Source organism: Mycobacterium zoologicum (genome assembly GCF_020181635.2).
GTDB classification, from domain to species: domain Bacteria; phylum Actinomycetota; class Actinomycetes; order Mycobacteriales; family Mycobacteriaceae; genus Mycobacterium; species Mycobacterium zoologicum.
Genome location: NZ_JAYJJS010000011.1, coordinates 47,479 through 65,716 on the forward strand (window position 1 = coordinate 47,479; position 18,238 = coordinate 65,716).

18 protein-coding genes are annotated in these 18,238 nt (G+C 67.5%); 13 read left to right on the plus strand and 5 right to left on the minus strand.

The annotated features are described in order from the left end of the window. Position 1: 1 nt before the first annotated feature. Positions 2–868 (minus strand): PAC2 family protein, encoded by an 867-nt coding sequence (locus tag K6T84_RS11145; protein WP_225400224.1) that lies wholly within the window; start codon positions 866–868, stop codon positions 2–4. Positions 869–1,071: 203 nt separating this feature from the next. Between K6T84_RS11145 and metH the strand changes: the two genes are divergently transcribed. The 5 genes from metH to K6T84_RS11170 are packed head-to-tail and all read left to right on the plus strand — an operon-like array spanning position 1,072 to position 7,211. Then, positions 1,072–4,797, plus strand: a complete 3,726-nt coding sequence (metH, locus tag K6T84_RS11150; RefSeq protein ID WP_224865458.1) for a methionine synthase — start codon at positions 1,072–1,074, stop codon at positions 4,795–4,797. 6 nt (positions 4,798–4,803) lie between these two features. Then, entirely contained in the window at positions 4,804–5,496 is a 693-nt protein-coding gene (locus K6T84_RS11155; RefSeq protein WP_224865761.1) for an HAD family hydrolase, read from the plus strand. Between the two features lie 41 nt (positions 5,497–5,537). Further along, positions 5,538–5,819, plus strand: coding sequence for a phosphoribosyl-ATP diphosphatase (locus K6T84_RS11160; protein ID WP_225400223.1), 282 nt, complete (start codon positions 5,538–5,540; stop codon positions 5,817–5,819). Between the two features lie 2 nt (positions 5,820–5,821). Continuing rightward, complete coding sequence (gene hisG / locus K6T84_RS11165; protein WP_224865460.1) at positions 5,822–6,682, plus strand: ATP phosphoribosyltransferase; 861 nt, start codon at positions 5,822–5,824, stop codon at positions 6,680–6,682. A gap of 46 nt (positions 6,683–6,728) precedes the next feature. Beyond that, positions 6,729–7,211, plus strand: a complete 483-nt coding sequence (locus K6T84_RS11170; protein WP_224865461.1) for a DUF4126 family protein — start codon at positions 6,729–6,731, stop codon at positions 7,209–7,211. Between the two features lie 70 nt (positions 7,212–7,281). Here K6T84_RS11170 and K6T84_RS11175 read toward each other — a convergent pair whose 3' ends face one another. Then, positions 7,282–8,070 carry a thioesterase family protein gene (locus K6T84_RS11175; protein WP_224865462.1) on the minus strand — a complete coding sequence of 263 codons (789 nt, stop codon included), beginning with the start codon at positions 8,068–8,070 and terminating at the stop codon, positions 7,282–7,284. Between the two features lie 54 nt (positions 8,071–8,124). On the opposite strand from K6T84_RS11175, the gene K6T84_RS11180 reads away from it, so the two are divergent. Beyond that, a complete protein-coding gene (locus K6T84_RS11180; protein ID WP_224865463.1) occupies positions 8,125–8,958 on the plus strand; it encodes a tRNA (adenine-N1)-methyltransferase in 834 nt (277 codons plus the stop codon). 19 nt (positions 8,959–8,977) lie between these two features. Here the strand turns inward: K6T84_RS11180 and K6T84_RS11185 are convergent, their stop codons facing one another. The 3 genes from K6T84_RS11185 to K6T84_RS23985 are packed head-to-tail and all read right to left on the minus strand — an operon-like array spanning position 8,978 to position 10,325. Beyond that, positions 8,978–9,271, minus strand: a complete 294-nt coding sequence (locus tag K6T84_RS11185; RefSeq protein WP_224865464.1) for a DUF503 domain-containing protein — start codon at positions 9,269–9,271, stop codon at positions 8,978–8,980. Between the two features lie 2 nt (positions 9,272–9,273). After that, positions 9,274–9,789, minus strand: coding sequence for a lipoprotein LppK (gene lppK / locus K6T84_RS11190; RefSeq protein WP_224865465.1), 516 nt, complete (start codon positions 9,787–9,789; stop codon positions 9,274–9,276). A gap of 14 nt (positions 9,790–9,803) precedes the next feature. Next, positions 9,804–10,325 (minus strand): MTB12 family secreted protein, encoded by a 522-nt coding sequence (locus tag K6T84_RS23985; RefSeq protein ID WP_526025539.1) that lies wholly within the window; start codon positions 10,323–10,325, stop codon positions 9,804–9,806. Between the two features lie 146 nt (positions 10,326–10,471). Between K6T84_RS23985 and arc the strand changes: the two genes are divergently transcribed. The 7 genes from arc to prcA all read left to right on the plus strand — a co-directional run bounded on the left by arc (position 10,472) and on the right by prcA (position 18,217). After that, positions 10,472–12,277, plus strand: coding sequence for a proteasome ATPase (arc, locus tag K6T84_RS11200; RefSeq protein ID WP_224865467.1), 1,806 nt, complete (start codon positions 10,472–10,474; stop codon positions 12,275–12,277). A gap of 109 nt (positions 12,278–12,386) precedes the next feature. Continuing rightward, positions 12,387–14,312 (plus strand): hypothetical protein, encoded by a 1,926-nt coding sequence (locus K6T84_RS11205; RefSeq protein WP_224865468.1) that lies wholly within the window; start codon positions 12,387–12,389, stop codon positions 14,310–14,312. Beyond that, on the plus strand, positions 14,309–14,803 hold the full coding sequence (locus K6T84_RS11210; protein ID WP_225400222.1) for a DUF2293 domain-containing protein: 495 nt from the start codon (positions 14,309–14,311) through the stop codon (positions 14,801–14,803). Before K6T84_RS11205 ends, K6T84_RS11210 begins: the two co-directional genes overlap by 4 nt. 3 nt (positions 14,804–14,806) lie before the next feature. Then, the gene (gene dop / locus K6T84_RS11215; protein ID WP_224865470.1) at positions 14,807–16,315 is read left to right on the plus strand and encodes a depupylase/deamidase Dop; all 1,509 of its coding nucleotides are present in this window, start codon (positions 14,807–14,809) and stop codon (positions 16,313–16,315) included. 101 nt (positions 16,316–16,416) lie between these two features. Further along, positions 16,417–16,611, plus strand: coding sequence for a ubiquitin-like protein Pup (locus tag K6T84_RS11220; protein WP_085081669.1), 195 nt, complete (start codon positions 16,417–16,419; stop codon positions 16,609–16,611). Further along, positions 16,608–17,492, plus strand: a complete 885-nt coding sequence (gene prcB, locus K6T84_RS11225) for a proteasome subunit beta (RefSeq protein WP_225400221.1) — start codon at positions 16,608–16,610, stop codon at positions 17,490–17,492. Before K6T84_RS11220 ends, prcB begins: the two co-directional genes overlap by 4 nt. Beyond that, positions 17,489–18,217 carry a proteasome subunit alpha gene (gene prcA, locus K6T84_RS11230; RefSeq protein WP_225400220.1) on the plus strand — a complete coding sequence of 243 codons (729 nt, stop codon included), beginning with the start codon at positions 17,489–17,491 and terminating at the stop codon, positions 18,215–18,217. The genes prcB and prcA overlap by 4 nt, the downstream gene beginning before the upstream one ends. The last annotated feature ends 21 nt before the right edge of the window (positions 18,218–18,238 follow it).

Below are 18,238 nucleotides of genomic sequence, written 5' to 3' on the forward strand. Positions count from 1 at the left end.
CTCAGCGCCGGCGCCGCCGCAGGTAGCGCTCGAACTCCGCGGCCAGTGCGTCGCCGTCGATCTTGTTCAGCGCCTCGGTCATGTCCACCTCGGCGTCGCCGCGTTCCTCCAGTGAGGCCACGTATTCCGCGATCTCGTCGTCCTCGCTGGCCATCTCCGAGACCGCCAGCTCCCATTCCTCGGCCTGGGCCGGCAGGTCACCGAGGGGCACCTCGACGTCGAGCACGTCCTCGACGCGCTGCAGCAGCGCGACGGTGGCCTTGGGGTTGGGCGGCTGGGAGACGTAGTGCGGTACCGCCGCCCAGAACGTCACCGCCGGAATGCCCGCGGCCACACAGGCGTCCTGGAACACCCCGGTGATGCCGGTCGGGCCCTCGTAGCGGGTCTCGGTCAGCCCGAATCGGGTCGCCGACTCCGCGGAGTAGGCCGCACCCGAGACCGGCACCGGCCGGGTGTGCGGGGTGTCGGCCAGCAGGGCGCCCAGGATCACCACCGTGTCCACGTCGAGGTGTTCGATGACCGCCAGCAGCTCGGCGCAGAACGTCCGCCAGCGCATGTTGGGCTCCACGCCGTGCATCAGCACGATGTCGCGGTCGCTGCCGGGCGGGCGGGCGTGCGAAATCCGCATCGACGGCCACACCAGCTCGCGGGTCACGCCGTCGAGCTGGCGGATCACCGGCCGGTTCACCTGGTAGTCGTAGAAGGCTTCGTCGTCGATGTCGACGATCAGCTTGGCCTCCCAGATGCGGTTGAGGTGCGCCAGCGCGTCGCTGGCGGCATCGCCGGCGTCGTTCCAGCCCTCGAACGCCGCCACCACGATGGTGTCGTGCAGGTCGGGCAGCGCAGTGCCGTCATCCGGTCGGGTCACGGCATCAGCCTACGGCGTGCGCCATGGTCGCGGGCCTCACCGGACCGGCCGAGTCGGCATCGTGATCGGGGCATTCGTAGTTATGTCGGAGGACGACGTAGACTCTTTCGGGTCGAGAGGCGTTGCAACGGTTAACCGGTCTGTGCCGGTGGCCGCCACGCTCGACAGAGTTAAGGACGCCTTCCGTCACGGAAGGAGCCCGCGTGAATACCTTTGAGCCCAACATCCGGCCCGACTGCACCGACGAACTGACGGCTGCTCTGGGCCGGCGGATCATGGTGATCGACGGCGCGATGGGCACCGCGATTCAGCGTGACCGGCCGGACGAGGCCGGTTATCGCGGCGAGCGATTCAGCGACTGGCCGAGCCCGCTGCAGGGCAACAACGACCTGCTCACCCTGACGCAGCCGCAGATCATCGAGGGCATCCACCGCGAGTACCTCGAGGCGGGCGCCGACATCCTGGAGACCAACACGTTCAACTCGAACGCGATCTCGCTGGCCGACTACGACATGGCCGATCTGAGCTATGAGTTCAACTACGCCGGCGCCGCGTTGGCGCGCAAGGTCGCCGACGAGTTCAGCACCCCCGAAAAGCCTCGCTACGTGGCCGGGACACTCGGGCCGACGACCCGGACCGCGTCGATCTCGCCGGACGTCAACGACCCCGGAGCCCGCAACGTCTCCTACGACCAGCTGGTCGCCGCCTATCTTGAGGCTGCCAGCGGCCTGGTCGACGGTGGTGCCGATATCCTTCTGATCGAGACGATCTTCGACTCGCTGAACTCCAAGGCGGCGGTGTTCGCCGTCGAGACGCTGTTCGAGGACCGTGGGCGCCGCTGGCCGGTCATCATCTCCGGCACCATCACCGACGCGTCCGGACGCACGTTGTCAGGTCAAGTCACCGAGGCGTTCTGGAACTCGATCCGGCACGCCAAGCCCATCGCGGTGGGTCTCAACTGTGCCCTGGGTGCGCCGGAGATGCGGCCCTACATTGCCGAGATGTCGCGAATCGCCGACACCTATATCTCCTGCTACCCGAACGCCGGCCTGCCCAATGCCTTCGGTGAGTACGACGAGACTCCGGATCGTCAGGCCTCCTACATCGCCGACTTCGCCGACGCCGGCCTGGTCAACCTGGTCGGGGGTTGCTGCGGAACGGCGCCGGGGCACATCGCCGCAATCGCCGAGGCGGTCGAGGGCAAGTCGCCGCGCCAGGTGCCGAAGATCGAGGTCGCGACTCGGCTTTCGGGCCTGGAGCCGCTCAACATCACCGACGATTCGCTGTTCGTCAACATCGGTGAGCGCACCAACATCACCGGCTCGGCCCGGTTCCGCAACCTGATCAAGGCCGAGGACTACGACACCGCGCTGTCGGTGGCGTTGCAGCAGGTCGAGGTCGGTGCGCAGGTCATCGACATCAACATGGACGAGGGCATGATCGACGGCGTCGCCGCGATGGACCGGTTCACCAAACTGGTCGCGTCCGAGCCGGACATCAGCCGCATCCCGGTGATGATCGACTCCTCGAAGTTTGAGGTCATCGAGGCGGGTCTGAAGAACGTGCAGGGCAAGCCGATCGTCAACTCGATCTCCATGAAGGAGGGCGAGGAGAAGTTCATCCACGAGGCACGGCTGTGCCGCAAGTACGGTGCCGCCGTCGTCGTGATGGCCTTCGACGAGCAGGGGCAGGCCGACAACCTGGAGCGCCGCAAGGAGATCTGCGGGCGCGCCTACCGGATCCTGACCGAGGAGGTCGGCTTCCCGGCCGAGGACATCATCTTCGACCCGAACTGCTTCGCGCTGGCGACCGGCATCGAGGAGCACGCCACCTACGGGATCGACTTCATCGAGGCCTGCGCGTGGATCAAGGAGAACCTGCCCGGGGTGCACATCTCCGGCGGTATCTCGAACGTGTCGTTCTCGTTCCGGGGTAACAACCCGGTCCGCGAGGCGATTCACGCGGTGTTCTTGTTCCACGCCATCAAGGCCGGCCTGGACATGGGCATCGTCAACGCCGGCGCACTGGTGCCCTATGACTCGATCGACCCCGAATTGCGGGAGCGCATCGAGGACGTCGTGCTGAACCGTCGCGAGGATGCCGCCGAGCGGCTGCTGGAGATCGCCGAACGGTTCAATTCCTCGGAGAAGGGCGAAGATCCCGCGGCGGCCGAGTGGCGATCGCTGCCGGTGCGCGAGCGGATCACGCACGCGCTGGTCAAGGGCATCGACGCCCACGCCGACGAGGACACCGAGGAACTGCGGGCTGAGATCTCCGCCGCCGGTGGCCGGCCGATCGAGGTGATCGAGGGCCCGCTGATGGATGGCATGAACGTCGTCGGCGACCTGTTCGGCGCGGGCAAGATGTTCCTGCCCCAGGTGGTCAAGTCGGCCCGGGTGATGAAGAAGTCCGTGGCGTACCTGCTGCCGTTCATCGAAGCAGAGAAGCAGCCGGGCGAAGGCGACCACACCAACGGCACGATCGTGATGGCGACGGTCAAGGGCGACGTCCACGACATCGGCAAGAACATCGTCGGAGTTGTGTTGCAGTGCAACAACTACACCGTCATCGACCTCGGGGTGATGGTGCCCGCCGACAAGATTCTGGCCGCGGTCAACGAGTATGACGCCGACATGGTCGGCCTGTCCGGCCTGATCACCCCGTCGCTGGAGGAGATGGCCGGCTTCGCCGCGGAGATGGAACGCGAAGGTCTGCAGATCCCCCTGCTGATCGGCGGCGCGACCACCTCGAGCGCTCACACGGCGGTGAAGATCGCGCCGCGGCGCAGCGGTCCGGTGATCTGGGTGAAGGATGCATCGCGCTCGGTCCCGGTCGCCGCCGCGCTGCTCGACGACAAACAGCGGCCGGCGCTGCTGGAGCAGACCGCAGCCGACTACCAGTCGCTGCGGGAACGGCACGCCCAGAAGAACGAGCGACCGATGGTGCCGCTGGAGAAGGCCCGCGCGAACCGGACGCCGATCGAGTGGGACGACTACACACCGCCGGTTCCGGTGCAGGGCTTGGGCGTTCGAGAATTCCTCGACTACGACCTCGCCGAGTTGCGCGAGTACATCGACTGGCAGCCGTTCTTCAACGCCTGGGAGATGAAGGGTCGCTTCCCCGACATCCTCAACAACCCGGCGTCGGGCGAGGCCGCCCGCAAGCTCTACGACGACGCCCAGCAGATGCTCGACCGCGCCATCGAGGAGAAGTGGCTGACGGCCAACGCGGTGATCGGGTTCTTCCCCGCCAACGCCGTCGGTGACGACGTCGAGGTCTACACCGACGACACCCGCACCGAGGTGCTGACCATGTTCCACAACCTGCGTCAGCAGGGCGCGCACCGGGCGGGTATCCCGAACCGGTCGCTGGGCGACTTCATCGCTCCCAAGGAAACCGGTCTGGCCGACTACATCGGTGCCTTCGCCGTCACCGCAGGGCTCGGCAGTGGCGAGAAGATCGCGGAGTTCAAGGAAGCCCTCGACGACTACAGCGCGATCCTGCTGGAGTCGGTCGCCGACCGGTTGGCGGAGGCCTTCGCCGAGCGGATGCACCAGCGGGTTCGCAAGGAGTTCTGGGGATTCCAGCCCGATGAGACCTGGGACAACGACGAGCTGATCGCCGAGAAGTACCAGGGCATCCGTCCCGCCCCGGGTTACCCGGCCTGCCCGGAGCACACCGAGAAAGCGACCATCTGGAAGTTGATGGACGTCCACGAGCGGACCCGCATCGAGCTGACCGACTCGATGGCGATGTGGCCGGGCGCAGCCGTGAGCGGCCTGTATTTCTCGCACCCGCAGTCGCAGTACTTCGTAATCGGCCGGTTGGCCCAGGACCAGGTCGCCGATTACGCGAAGCGCAAGGGCTGGACCCTTGCCGAAGCCGAGCGCTGGCTGGGCGCCAACCTCGGCTACAACCCGGAGGACTGAGCCCTGCTGCTTCGTGCGGTGCTGTGGGACATGGACGGCACCCTGGTCGACTCCGAAAAGCTGTGGGACGTCGCGATGGAGGCGCTCTACGACCACCTCGGGGGAGTGCTGACGCCGGAGGTCCGGTCGGCCACCGTGGGTGGCAGCGCGGCGAACAACATGCGCATCGTCTACGACGACCTGGGCCTGGAGCCCGAACCGGCGGCCATGGCGGTCTCGGCGGACTGGCTCAACGACTACACCGGCGGGTTGTTCGACGCCGGGCTGCCCTGGTGCGACGGCGCCCTGGAGCTGCTCGACGCGCTGGCCGCCGCGGCGATACCGATGGCTCTGGTGACCAACACCCCGCGAGGGTTGGCCGAGCGGGCACTGAACACCATCGGCCGGCACTACTTCTCGGTGTCGGTCTGCGGCGACGAGGTGGCGCACGGCAAACCCGCGCCGGATCCCTACCTGCGGGCCGCGGGACTGCTCGGTTATGCGCCGGCCGACTGTCTGGCGGTGGAGGACTCGGTGACCGGGGCTGCCTCGGCCGACGCTGCGGGCTGTCCGGTGCTGGTGGTGCCCAATGCGGTGCCGGTGCCCGGCGGGCCGCGGCGTCGCCAGGTGGATTCGCTGGTCGGGTTGTCGGTCGCTGATCTGCACACCGTTCATGCCTCCCTCCGCGAGCGTGCGTGTCTGTCCGCCGACACGCCGTGACGGGCGTACATCTGTGCACGCTCGCGGCCGGTCGCGGCCGCATGCAACAATCCCTACCCGTGAAGACCTTCGAGGATCTGTTCGCCGAGCTCGGTGAGCGTGCCGCCGCCCGGCCGGCCGGCAGTGCCACCGTGGCCGCGCTGGACGCCGGGGTGCACACCATCGGCAAGAAGATCCTGGAGGAAGCCGGCGAGGTGTGGCTGGCCGCCGAACACGAATCCGACGACGCGCTGGCCGAGGAGATCAGCCAGCTGCTGTATTGGACCCAGGTACTGATGCTCTCGCGCGGGCTCACCTTGTCCGACGTGTACCGGAAGCTGTGACCATGTTGCGTATCGCGGTCCCCAACAAGGGGGCGCTCAGTGAATCCGCCGCCGAGATACTGTCCGAGGCCGGCTACCGCAGCCGCACCGACGCCAAGGACCTGACCGTCATCGACCCGGTCAACAGGGTCGAGTTCTTCTTCCTGCGGCCCAAGGACATCGCGATCTACGTCGGGTCGGGGGAGTTGGACCTCGGCGTCACCGGCCGCGATCTGGCGCTGGAATCCACCGCGCCGGTGCGCGAACGGCTGGCGTTGGGATTCGGGTCGTCGCGGTTCCGCTACGCCGCCCCGGCCGGACGAGACTGGACGGTCGGCGACCTTGCCGGCAAGCGTATCGCCACGGCCTACCCCAACCTGGTTCGTAAAGACCTGGCGGCCAAGGGAATCGAGGCGAATGTCATCCGACTGGACGGCGCGGTGGAGATCTCGATACAGCTTGGGGTGGCCGATGCGATCGCCGACGTCGTCGGTTCGGGACGCACCCTGCGTCAGCACGATCTGGTGGCTTTCGGTGAGACACTGTGTGATTCGGAGGCGGTGCTCATCGAGGCGGCCGAGCCGAACGGCCGGAGCGAACAGACGGCCGCGGCCCGCGACCAGTTGGCCGGCCGGGTGCGCGGCGTCGTTTTCGGCCAGCAGTACCTGATGCTGGACTACAACTGTCCACGTGCGGCGCTCGACCAGGCTGCCGCGATCACCCCGGGCTTGGAGTCGCCGACCATCGCCCCGCTCGCTGAGCCGGACTGGGTGGCGGTGCGGGCGCTGGTGCCGCGCCGCGACGTCAACGCGATCATGGATTCGCTGGCCGCGATCGGGGCCAAGGCGATTCTGGCGTCCGACATCCGGTTCTGCCGTTTCTGAGCAGTATCGGCGTGTTAGCGTCCGGAAGACCCTAGGAGGCTGAAAAGTGACGCATTTCCTCGTGCTGGTGCTGGCGCTGCTGATCGGGGCGGTCGCCGGACTGCGTGCCCTGACCGCGCCGATGGTGATGGCATGGGCAGCAGCGTTGCACTGGATCAACCTCGACGGCACCTGGGCGCAGTGGCTGAGCCACCCGGCGACGGTCACCGTGTTGACCGTGCTGGCGGTCATCGAGCTCATCACCGACCTGCTGCCGGGGACCCCGCAGCGCACCGTGGCCGTGCAGTTCATCGCGCGGATCGTGCTGGGCGCCTTCGCCGGTGCAGTACTCGGGACCGCCTGGAACTACACCTGGACGGCGCTGGGGGCCGCGATGATCGGCGCGGTGATCGGCGCGCTGGTCGGCCTCGGACTGCGTCAGCGTCTGGTCGCGGCTACCGGCGGCCGCGACCTGCCGATCGCACTGCTGGAGGACAGCGTCGCGGTGCTGGGCGGGTTTGCCGTCGCGGCGTTCACCGCCGTGCTGTAGCCCGATGGCGGTGACCCGCGGCGCCCGACTCCGCAGGCTCCGCCGCGCTTGCGATCCCCGCTGTGACTCTTTAGCGCTTCTGCACCAGCAGGGTCTGCGCCGAGGTTCCGATGAACCCGGTGTGGTCGAACAGTTCGGCGGTGGTCGCACCGATGCCGTCCGGCCCGATCGACGCCCGGGCCCGCATACCGAATTCGTCTCCGGTGGGCAGCCGGTGCAGGTGCACCACGGTGTCGGTGTTCATGAAGACGTACTGATCCACCGGCAGGGCCGCGCCGATCCCGTTCGCCGAGTCCACCACCATCGCCAGCCGTTGCAGGGCGGTGGTCGGCCGGTCGTCGCTCAGCGGCACCTGCGGGCGCAACCAGGCCACCGCGGCGCCGTCGCGTGACTCCGGCTGGGCCCGCCACTGCACTGATTGGGCGTAGCCGGCGTTCTGCGCGAACCAGGCCGGCGGCGGTAGTGCGGGCCCCTCGATCAGCGGCGGATGCCGGTCGGTACTCACCGCCGCGGTGTCGCCGATCGCCAACGCCCAGGCGCTGAGCCGGGCCACCGGCCGGTCGTCGTCGCCGGCCCGCATCTCGGCCTCCAGCAGGCGGATTCGTCGACCCGGCCGCTGCACCCAGGCCCGCACCTTGACCGGGGCCACCGGGATCGCACCCAGTATGTCCAGGCTCAGCCGGCCGATCCGCTGACCGGAGTCGGTGAGCAACTCCTCGATCTCACGGGTGAGCAGTGCCAGCGGGGGAGAGCCATGCTGCAGGTCGGGGCCCCAGACGCTGGCGGTCAGTTCACTGGATTCGAATACCGCCTCGCCGGCGTCGTTGCGGTGGACCAGTCGGTAGTAGCCGGCGTTCATTAGCCGAACCCTACGGGTCCCGGCCGGGGGCACCCTTGCGTAGGGTTGACGGCTGTGTCCGAATCGGGGATCTTCCAGGCGGGCGATCGGGCCCAGTTCACCGACGCCAAGGGCCGCCGCTACACCACGGTGCTTGTTCCCGGCGGCGACTTCCACACCCATCGCGGAGCCATCCCGCATGACGAGGTGATCGGGCTGTCCGACGGCAGCGTGGTCAAGTCCGCCCAGGGAGATGCGTTCCTGGTGCTGCGGCCGCTGTTGGTCGACTACGTGATGTCGATGCCGCGCGGGGCGCAGGTGATCTACCCCAAGGACTCCGCCCAGATCGTCCACGAGGGCGATATCTTCCCCGGGGCCCGCGTGCTCGAAGCCGGCGCCGGGTCCGGGGCCCTGACCCTCTCACTGCTGCGGGCCGTCGGGCCGCAAGGCCGGGTGATCTCCTACGAGCTGCGTGACGACCACGCCGTGCACGCCCGCGCCAACGTCGAGACGTTCCACGGTGAGCTGCCGGACAACTGGCAGCTGGTGATGGGCGATGTCGCCGACAGTGATCTGCCGGACGGTTCGATCGACCGGGTGGTGCTGGACATGCTGGCGCCCTGGGAGGTGCTCAACACCGTGTCGCGCGTGCTGATACCGGGCGGGGTGCTGGTGATCTACGTCGCCACCGTCACTCAGCTCTCCCAGGTGAATGAGGCTCTGCGCGAACAACAGTGCTGGACCGAGCCGCGGTCGTGGGAGACCATGCAGCGCGGCTGGAACGTGGTCGGGCTGGCGGTGCGGCCCCAGCACGCGATGCGCGGGCACACCGCGTTTTTGGTATGCGCCCGCCGGCTGGCGCCGGGCACCGTCACGCCGACCCGGTTGGGACGCAAACGCTCGGTGTAAAACGGCTTGCGCCCCAACCTCAGTCGTCGCTGCGGCTCAACCCGCGCCGCACCGACAGCAGCTCCACCTCCGGGCGTGCGGCCACCAGGCGCTCGGCGGCGTCGAGCACCTCGACCAGATGGCCCCGGTCACCGGAGACGGCGGCCAACCCGATGCCGGAACGTCGGTGCAGATCGGTCGAATCCGTCTCTGCGGCAGACACAGTGAACTTGCGTTGCAACTCCGCGACGATCGGGCGCACCACGGAGCGCTTCTGCTTGAGCGAGTGCACGTCACCGAGCAGCAGGTCGAATTCCAGCCAGCCGATCCACATGGCTACCGCGTGGGGGTGCTCTCGGTGTGGGCGTTTCCGAACGCCAACAGGGTCTTGGCGGTGTCCTGCGACAGCTGCCACGCCTCGCCGGTCGGCTTGAACTCCATCGGGAAGCTGAATCCGGCGGTGTCGGGGTTGGCGGTGTTGACCGCGACATCGGCCGTCACGTAGCCGGGGTGGCGGTCCGACCATCCCAGGCCGGTGACCTCCAGGTTCAGTGGTAGGTATCCGCCGTCCCGCAGGGCGGTGGAGAACTTGTCGATGATGGCGGCGTCGGCGGGTTTGGCGCCTTCGACGAGGGGCAGCTTGTCGGCACCGGGAACCGCAGCGTCGGACAGCCGGTAGAGCACGTCGGCCAGCGCCTCGGGCGCCGGTAGGGGGGAGGCCGGCGAGGCAGTCGTCGTCGCGGTCGAAGTCCAGGGCGGCGGCGCCACCGGCTCGGCCGAGCCGCCGTCCCCGCAACCCGACAACGTCAAGGCCGCCACAACGGCGGTCAACGCGCGGCGAAGCCGGGACATCGAGGAACGTCCGATCAGCCGGACGTCATCTGCGACAGCGTCATCAGCGAGTTGCGGGACAGCTTCCAGCCGTCCTGGTCGACGAACGACAAATTGACCGTGCGCGGCTCCATCGTCGGCCCGGAGGCAGTGACGTCCGCGGTCGCCACACCGGGACCGGCCGGCGCGATGTTGGCCACGTTGATCGCCAGCGGGAACTTGCCCTTCTGGACGCCCTTGCGCATCTTGTGGTCCATGATGGCGGCCTCGGCCCCGCCCAGGCCGCCCTCGATCAGGTAGGACTTGCCCACGGCGGGCACGTTGGGGTCGGCCAGGGTGTTCAGAACGCCGGTCAGCTGTTCGGGTGCGGGCACGTCGGCGATAGCCGGGTCCAGAGGCTGGGGGTACCTCCCGCTTGCGGGGGACGGAGCGAAAAACACCGTCACCGGTGCCGCGGTGGCAGCCGGAGCGACGGTTGCCAGGCAGCTCACAGCCGATGCTGCCGCAGCGATGGCGGCGACGGTCGCTACACGTGTGGCTAGGGATTTCACGCTCACGGGGTTCCTTTCGATCGGCTGAATCGCAACCCAGGCTAACAGCGCGAACCGGTGTGTCGGCCTGCCACTGCGCCCGCGAATGCACAATGGCCGGTAGCGTTGAGGTATCCGTCGCTTCAACTTCCAGTTGGGGAAAGGAGCGCAACATGGCCACTGTGGAAGAGCCCGGGCGTCCCGAGTCCGACGATGCCGCCGAGCTTGAGGACTTGCGTCGCGAGGCCGCGGTGCTGCGCGAGCAGTTGGGCAGCAGAACGGGCCCGCAGGACACGTCGCGGGTCGGCCGCGACATCCGCGCGCTGGAATCGCAGATCGACTCGCTGACCACCCGCAACGCCAAGTTGATGGACACCCTCAAAGATGCGCGCCAACAGTTGCTGGCGCTGCGTGAGGAGGTCGACCGGCTGGGACAGCCGCCGAGCGGCTACGGAGTCCTGCTGGGCACCCACGACGACGACACCGTCGACGTGTTCACCTCCGGCCGCCGGATGCGGGTCAACATCTCGCCCAACATCGAGGTCGCGACCCTCAAGAAGGGTCAGACCGTCCGGCTCAATGAGGCGCTGACGGTGGTCGAGGCCGGCAGGTTCGAATCGGTCGGCGAGATATCCACGCTGCGCGAGATCCTGGCTGATGGCCATCGTGCGCTGGTGGTGGGCCACGCCGATGAGGAACGCATCGTCTGGCTGGCCGAGCCGCTGGTGGCCGACGATCTGCCCGAGAGCATCCCGGACGCCCAGGCCGATGATCGGCGCCCCCGCAAGCTGCGCCCCGGTGACTCGCTGCTTGTGGACACCAAGGCCGGCTACGCCTTCGAGCGCATCCCCAAGGCCGAGGTCGAAGACCTGGTGCTCGAGGAGGTGCCCGACGTCAGCTACGGCGACATCGGCGGCCTGACCCGCCAGATCGAGCAGATCCGCGACGCCGTGGAGCTGCCGTTCCTGCACAAGGACCTCTACCGCGAATACGCGCTGCGTCCGCCCAAAGGCGTGCTGCTCTATGGCCCGCCCGGCTGCGGCAAGACGCTGATCGCCAAGGCGGTGGCCAATTCGCTGGCCAAGAAGATGGCCGAGGTCCGCGGCGACGACGCCCACGAGGCCAAGTCGTACTTCCTCAACATCAAGGGCCCCGAGCTGCTGAACAAGTTCGTCGGCGAGACCGAACGCCACATCCGGCTGATCTTCCAGCGAGCGCGCGAGAAGGCCTCGGAGGGCACTCCGGTCATCGTGTTCTTCGACGAGATGGACTCGATCTTCCGCACCCGTGGCACCGGTGTCTCCTCGGACGTGGAGACCACTGTCGTGCCTCAGCTGCTCAGTGAGATCGATGGCGTGGAGGGGCTGGAGAACGTCATCGTGATCGGTGCCTCCAACCGCGAGGACATGATCGACCCGGCGATCCTGCGGCCCGGCCGTCTCGACGTCAAGATCAAGATCGAGCGCCCGGATGCCGAAGCGGCACAGGATATCTTCTCCAAGTACCTGGTCGAGACGCTGCCCGTGCACGCCGACGACCTCGCCGAGTTCGGCGGGGACCGCGCGGCCTGCATCAAGGCGATGATCGAGAAGGTCGTCGACCGGATGTACGCCGAGATCGACGACAACCGGTTCCTGGAGGTCACCTACGCCAACGGTGACAAAGAGGTCATGTACTTCAAGGACTTCAACTCCGGGGCGATGATCCAGAACGTCGTCGACCGGGCGAAGAAGAACGCCATCAAGTCGGTGCTGGAGACCGGCCAGCCCGGCCTGCGTATTCAGCATCTGCTGGATTCGATCGTCGACGAGTTCGCCGAGAACGAGGATCTGCCCAACACCACCAACCCCGATGACTGGGCGCGGATCTCGGGCAAGAAGGGCGAGCGGATCGTCTACATCCGCACCCTGGTCACCGGCAAGAGCTCGAGCGCGTCGCGGGCCATCGACACCGAATCCAACCTGGGCCAGTACCTGTAGGGATCACCCCTGGCGCGAGGGTGCGTGTCTGTGCGGCGACACGCCCAAAATGTCGTACATTGATGCACGCTCGCGCCGGCCAACGAGCCGCGCGACTACGCTCGACCTGATGCGACTCCGCTTTTCTCCCGACGATGAGGACGCCTTCAACGAGGCCCGTGATGCATTGCTCGACGAATTCGTCCGCTGGCTGGACCGACCCGAACCAGAGTGTGCCGAGTTGGTCGGCGATGCCGGGCTGTTTCTGGACTGGCGCCACGGCTACTCCACCGGGGTGCTCGACGAGTTCACCGAGGACGACATCTCCGAGTTCCTGCTGGAGTGGTGCCCGCGCAAACTGAGCGCCCCACCCGAGGGCGCGGCGGGTACATGTCGGGCGGTCGGCGCCTTCATCGAGTTCCTGTTCCGCACCCGGCGGCTGGTCGGTGGCGCCGACCGAGCCGCCCGGCTGATGACGCTCGCCGATGACCTGGCGCCGGCGATGCGCGATGCGATGGCCGACCCGGCGAACTTCGGGATGGCCAAATCGATGTTCGCCGGTCTCGGTGATGTGTCCGGACTGTCGATGGATGAGTTGAAGGCCGTTGTGCAGCAGCAGATGGATGCGCACAACGTGTTGCCGATCGAGCAGCGCAGGGCGGCCACGGACCGCTTCTTCGAACCGGAGCCCGAGCCATTGGAGCTGCCGTTCGTGTACGTCCCGCCGCCGATCGCCGAGGTCGAGGAGGGAGCAACTGCCGCACCTTTGCTGGTGAAGGTTCACGCGCTGCGCGGGTATCTGGGTCCGGACGGCAAGCCGTTGACGCAGAAGGGCAACCTCAAGCTGGCCGACGGCCGGGCGTTGATCGCGCTGCTGGACACCGGCGACGTGATGGACCCGAAGATCGGCGCCAAGACCTTCAAGACGAAGTCGACCGAGGAGCTGAGCCGGCTGACGTTCATCCTCGACGTCGCCAAACAAGCCGGTGCTGTCCGGGTGCACAAACGGTGCCTGGTCTCGGTGAAGGCGTGGGGCACTCGGTCGCCACTAAAGGGCGCGGCCGGGCTGTTCGACGCGATCATGGAGCTTGGCCCGTTGAAATCGCGGATCTACTACCGGAATTCGCTGTTGGACCTGCTCGACGAGTTGCTTGACGACGGGATCGTGCACTGGCTGGCGCCGCTGCTCGGCTATCGCACCGAGATGTCATTCGACGACATCGTCGAGTGGGCCCGATCAGTGGTGGATCAGCAACTTGCGCCGTATCGGCCGGATCACTGGTCACCGGACCTGGTCGACCGCCTGGTGCAGAAAAAGATCGCCCGGATAATGGAGAAACTCGAGCTGGCCGGGGTGCTGTGCTGGGCGGATCGGATCGAGACGGCGGATTCCTACGGCGACATAGAGTACGGCGGTGGCCGGGTCGTGCTGACCGCCCTGGGCCGTCACGTCCTTCCCGATTATCTCGACGAGGCCGGGTATGCGCTGCGGCGCGCCGAAGACCTCACCGATGCCGACGGCGCAGCACTCATCGATGCCTTGATCGGGGCGGACGGTGTTGCCCACGACTCCGTGCTGGCCGGCTGGCAGCCGGGAAGATCTACGGTGGAGCGGGTCGAGATGATCTGCTCGGCACTGGTTGCGGCGCCCGATGCCAAGCGCCGGGTGATGGGTTTTCACGCGCTGGACCTGTTCGACCTCGACACCGCCGAACCACTCGTCCGCCAGTTGCTGGACAGCCAGGTGGCCGGGCATGCAGCGTTGTGGCTGATGGCGCGTGATCGCGCTGACGTCGCCACGCTCGGCGGTTTCGTTGATGCACTGGTGCGGGTGGACATCCTCGCGGGTGAGCTGGATGACCCGGATGAACTTTGTGAGGCCTTCCTTGCCGACCCGGATCCGCTGCGACTACTCGACGACATGTGGCGACAGGCCACACCCGAGACGGTGTTGGTCCTTGACATGCTGGGTAGCCACCTCAAGGACCCGAAACTTGCCAAAGCGGCCCGCAAGGCCGCCATGCGTCACCGCAGTTGGATGGCCAACCGTCCGTGAGCCGCCCACCGGATCTCCGGGTGGTCTCAGCGCTCAAAGAATGGGCGTGTACCTCATGTTCGGGCACCGGCGACCTGTTGTTCATGGAGGACGCGGGTCCGCTGTGTCTGGGCTGCGCAGACCTCGGGCACCTGGAATTTCTGCCCTCCGGTGACGCGGCGATGACCAGACGCGCCAAGAAGGCCAGTGGGCTCTCGGCGGTGGTGGTGCGCTGGAGTCGGTCACGAAAGCGCTATGAGCGCCAAGGCATCCTGGCTGAACCAGAGGCGATCGAGCATGCGGTAGCGGTAGGATCCGCTCGAAGCGGGGCCGGCCGGGCGCTGGAACCAGGTGCCGTTCCTCTCGCTGTGGTCGCGTCGGTCCGGCACGCCGACACCGGCTACGACGAACTGCTGATGTCCGGCGTCGACCGGAAAGCGGCTCGGGAACCGATATCTGGCCGCGTCGATGCCGTCCTCGATGGCTGGCAGACGCCCTCGCCTAGGCTCTAGGTCATGCAACGGATCATCGGGACCGAAGTCGAATACGGCATCGCTTCGCCGTCGGATCCGACCGCGAACCCGATCCTGACCTCCACCCAGGCGGTGCTGGCGTATGCCGCCGCCGCCGGAATCCCGCGTGCCAAGCGCACCCGCTGGGACTACGAGGTGGAGTCCCCGCTGCGCGACGCCCGCGGTTTCGACCTGAGCCGTTCGTCCGGCCCGCCGCCGATCATTGACGCCGACGAGGTCGGGGCGGCCAACATGATCCTGACCAATGGGGCCCGGCTCTACGTCGACCACGCCCACCCGGAGTACTCCGCGCCGGAGGTCACCGACCCGCTGGACGCGGTGATCTGGGACAAGGCCGGCGAGCGGGTGATGGAGGCCGCCGCCCGCCATGTGGCCAGCGTTCCGGGTGCCGCCAAGCTGCAGCTGTACAAGAACAACATCGACAACAAGGGCGCCTCCTACGGCACCCACGAGAACTATCTGATGAGTCGGCAGACCCCGTTCACGTCTATCATCGCCGGGTTGACCCCGTTCCTGGTGTCCCGGCAGGTCGTCACCGGCTCCGGCCGGGTCGGGCTGGGTGCCTCCGGTGACGAACCGGGTTTCCAACTCTCCCAGCGCGCCGACTACATCGAGGTCGAGGTGGGCCTGGAGACCACCCTCAAGCGCGGCATCATCAACACCCGCGACGAGCCGCACGCCGACGCCGACAAGTACCGCCGGCTGCACGTCATCATCGGCGACGCCAACCTGGCCGAGACCTCGACGTATCTGAAGGTGGGCACCACCGCCCTCGTCCTCGACCTGATCGAGGAGGGCCACGAGCACGGAATCGATTTGAGTGATCTGGTCCTGGCTCGCCCGGTGCGCGCGGTGCACGTCATCAGCCGCGACCCCACCTTGCGGGCGACGGTGGCGCTGGCCGACGGTCGCGAGATGACCGGCCTTGCGCTGCAACGGATTTACCTCGACCGGGTGACCAAGCTGGTGGACGTACGCGACCCCGACCCGCGGGCCACCGACATCCTTGAGACCTGGGCGCGGGTTCTCGATCAGCTGGAACGCGACCCGATGGAGTGCGCCGACCTGCTGGACTGGCCGGCCAAGCTGCGTCTGCTGGAGGGCTTCCGGCAGCGGGAGAACCTGACCTGGTCGGCACCGCGACTGCACCTGATCGACCTGCAGTACTCCGATGTGCGCCTCGACAAGGGCCTCTACAACCGGCTGGTGGCCCGCGGCTCCATGCAGCGGCTGATCACCGAGCAGCAGGTGCTCGACGCGGTGGACAACCCGCCCACCGACACCCGTGCCTACTTCCGCGGTGAGTGCCTGCGCCGGTTCGGGGCCGATATCGCCGCCGCCAGCTGGGACTCGGTGATCTTCGACCTGGGCGGCGAGTCGCTGGTGCGCATTCCGACGCTGGAGCCGCTGCGCGGCAGCAAGGCACACGTCGGGGCATTGCTGGACTCGGTGGACAGCGCGGCTGAACTGGTCGAACAACTCACCACGTAGCCACCGCGCGCCTTAGCCAGCGTCGGCGTCGGCGCCGACGGTAGGGTGGAGAAACCGGCGTGCGCGTCATGCGCAGGCCGATGGAGACGCAGGAGGCAGCGATGGCTCAGGAGCAGACCAAGCGTGGCGGTGGCGGCGGCGATGACGACGACCCCACCGGTCCCGCGGCCGCCGGCCAGGAGCGTCGCGAGAAGCTGACCGGCGAGACCGACGATCTGCTCGACGAGATCGACGACGTGCTGGAGGAGAACGCCGAGGACTTCGTCCGCGCATACGTCCAAAAGGGCGGCCAGTGAGCTGGCCCTTCCATGACCGTCTTCCTACCGCTGCCGCGCTTCCCGGGTTGCCGTCGAGCTCGGTAGACCTGTCGTCGTTCTCGGATTTTCTGCGCCGGCAGGCACCGGATCTGTTGCCGGCCGGCGGTAACAGCCTGCAGGGGTTGTCCGGCGCCGACCTGCCGCACGGTACCACGATCGTTGCGCTGAAATACCCGGGTGGTGTGCTGATGGCCGGCGATCGGCGCTCCACCCAGGGCAACATGATCGCCGGGCGTGACGTACGCAAGGTCTACGTCACCGACGACTACACGGCCACCGGGATCGCGGGCACCGCGGCGGTGGCGGTCGAGTTCGCCCGGCTCTACGCCGTCGAACTGGAGCACTACGAAAAGCTCGAAGGGGTGCCGCTGACGTTCGCCGGCAAGGTCAACCGGCTGGCGATCATGGTGCGCGGCAACCTCGGTGCGGCCATGCAGGGGTTGCTGGCGCTGCCGCTGCTGGTGGCCTATGACATCGACGAGGCCGACGGACAGCACGCCGGACGCATCGTGTCGTTCGACGCCGCCGGGGGCTGGAACATCGAGGAGGAGGGCTACCAGTCGGTCGGCTCGGGCTCGATCTTCGCCAAGTCGTCGATGAAGAAGCTCTACGCGCAGGTGACCGACGCCGACTCGGCGCTGCGGGTGGCCGTCGAGGCGCTCTATGACGCCGCCGACGACGACTCCGCCACCGGCGGACCGGATCTGGTGCGCGGTATCTATCCGACCGCGGTGACGATCGGTGCCGAAGGCGCCGTCGACATCCCCGAGGACCGCATCGCCGAACTGGCACGCGAGGTCATCGAGAACCGTACTCGCGGGACCGCTTCGGGACCGCGCACCAAGCGGGGTAAGAAATGAGTTTTCCGTATTTCATCTCGCCCGAGCAGGCGATGCGTGAGCGTGGCGAGCTCGCCCGCAAGGGGATTGCCCGCGGGCGCAGCGTGGTGGCGCTGGCCTACGCCGATGGTGTGCTGTTCGTCGCCGAAAACCCTTCGCGCTCACTGCAGAAGATCAGTGAGCTCTATGACCGGGTCGGCTTCGCCGGCGCGGGCCGCATCAACGAGTTCGAGAACCTGCGCCGCGGCGGCATCCAGTTCGCCGACACCCGCGGGTATGCCTATGACCGCAAGGACGTCACCGCGCGGCAGCTGGCCAATGTCTACGCGCAGACTCTCGGCACCATCTTCACCGAGCAGGCCAAGCCTTACGAGGTGGAGCTGTGTGTGGCCGGGGTGGCCTACCAGGGTCAGACGAAAGCCCCTGAGCTGTACCGGATCACCTATGACGGCTCGATCTACGATGAACCGCATTTCGTGGTGATGGGCGGTACCACCGAGCCGGTGATCGCCGCACTCAAGGAGTCCTACGCCGAGAACGCTCCGCTGGCCGACGCCCTGCGGCTGGCGGTGGACGCCTTGCAGCAGCCTGATGCCGCCAATGGCGCCGGGCCCCGCAAGCTGGGGCCGGGCACTCTGGAGGTGGCCATCCTGGACGCCAACCGGCCGCGGCGGGCGTTTCGGCGGATCGCCCGGTCGACGCTGGAAGAGCTTCTGCCGCAGCAGGATTCCGATACCAAGGACTGACAACGCCATCGGCGCGGCTTT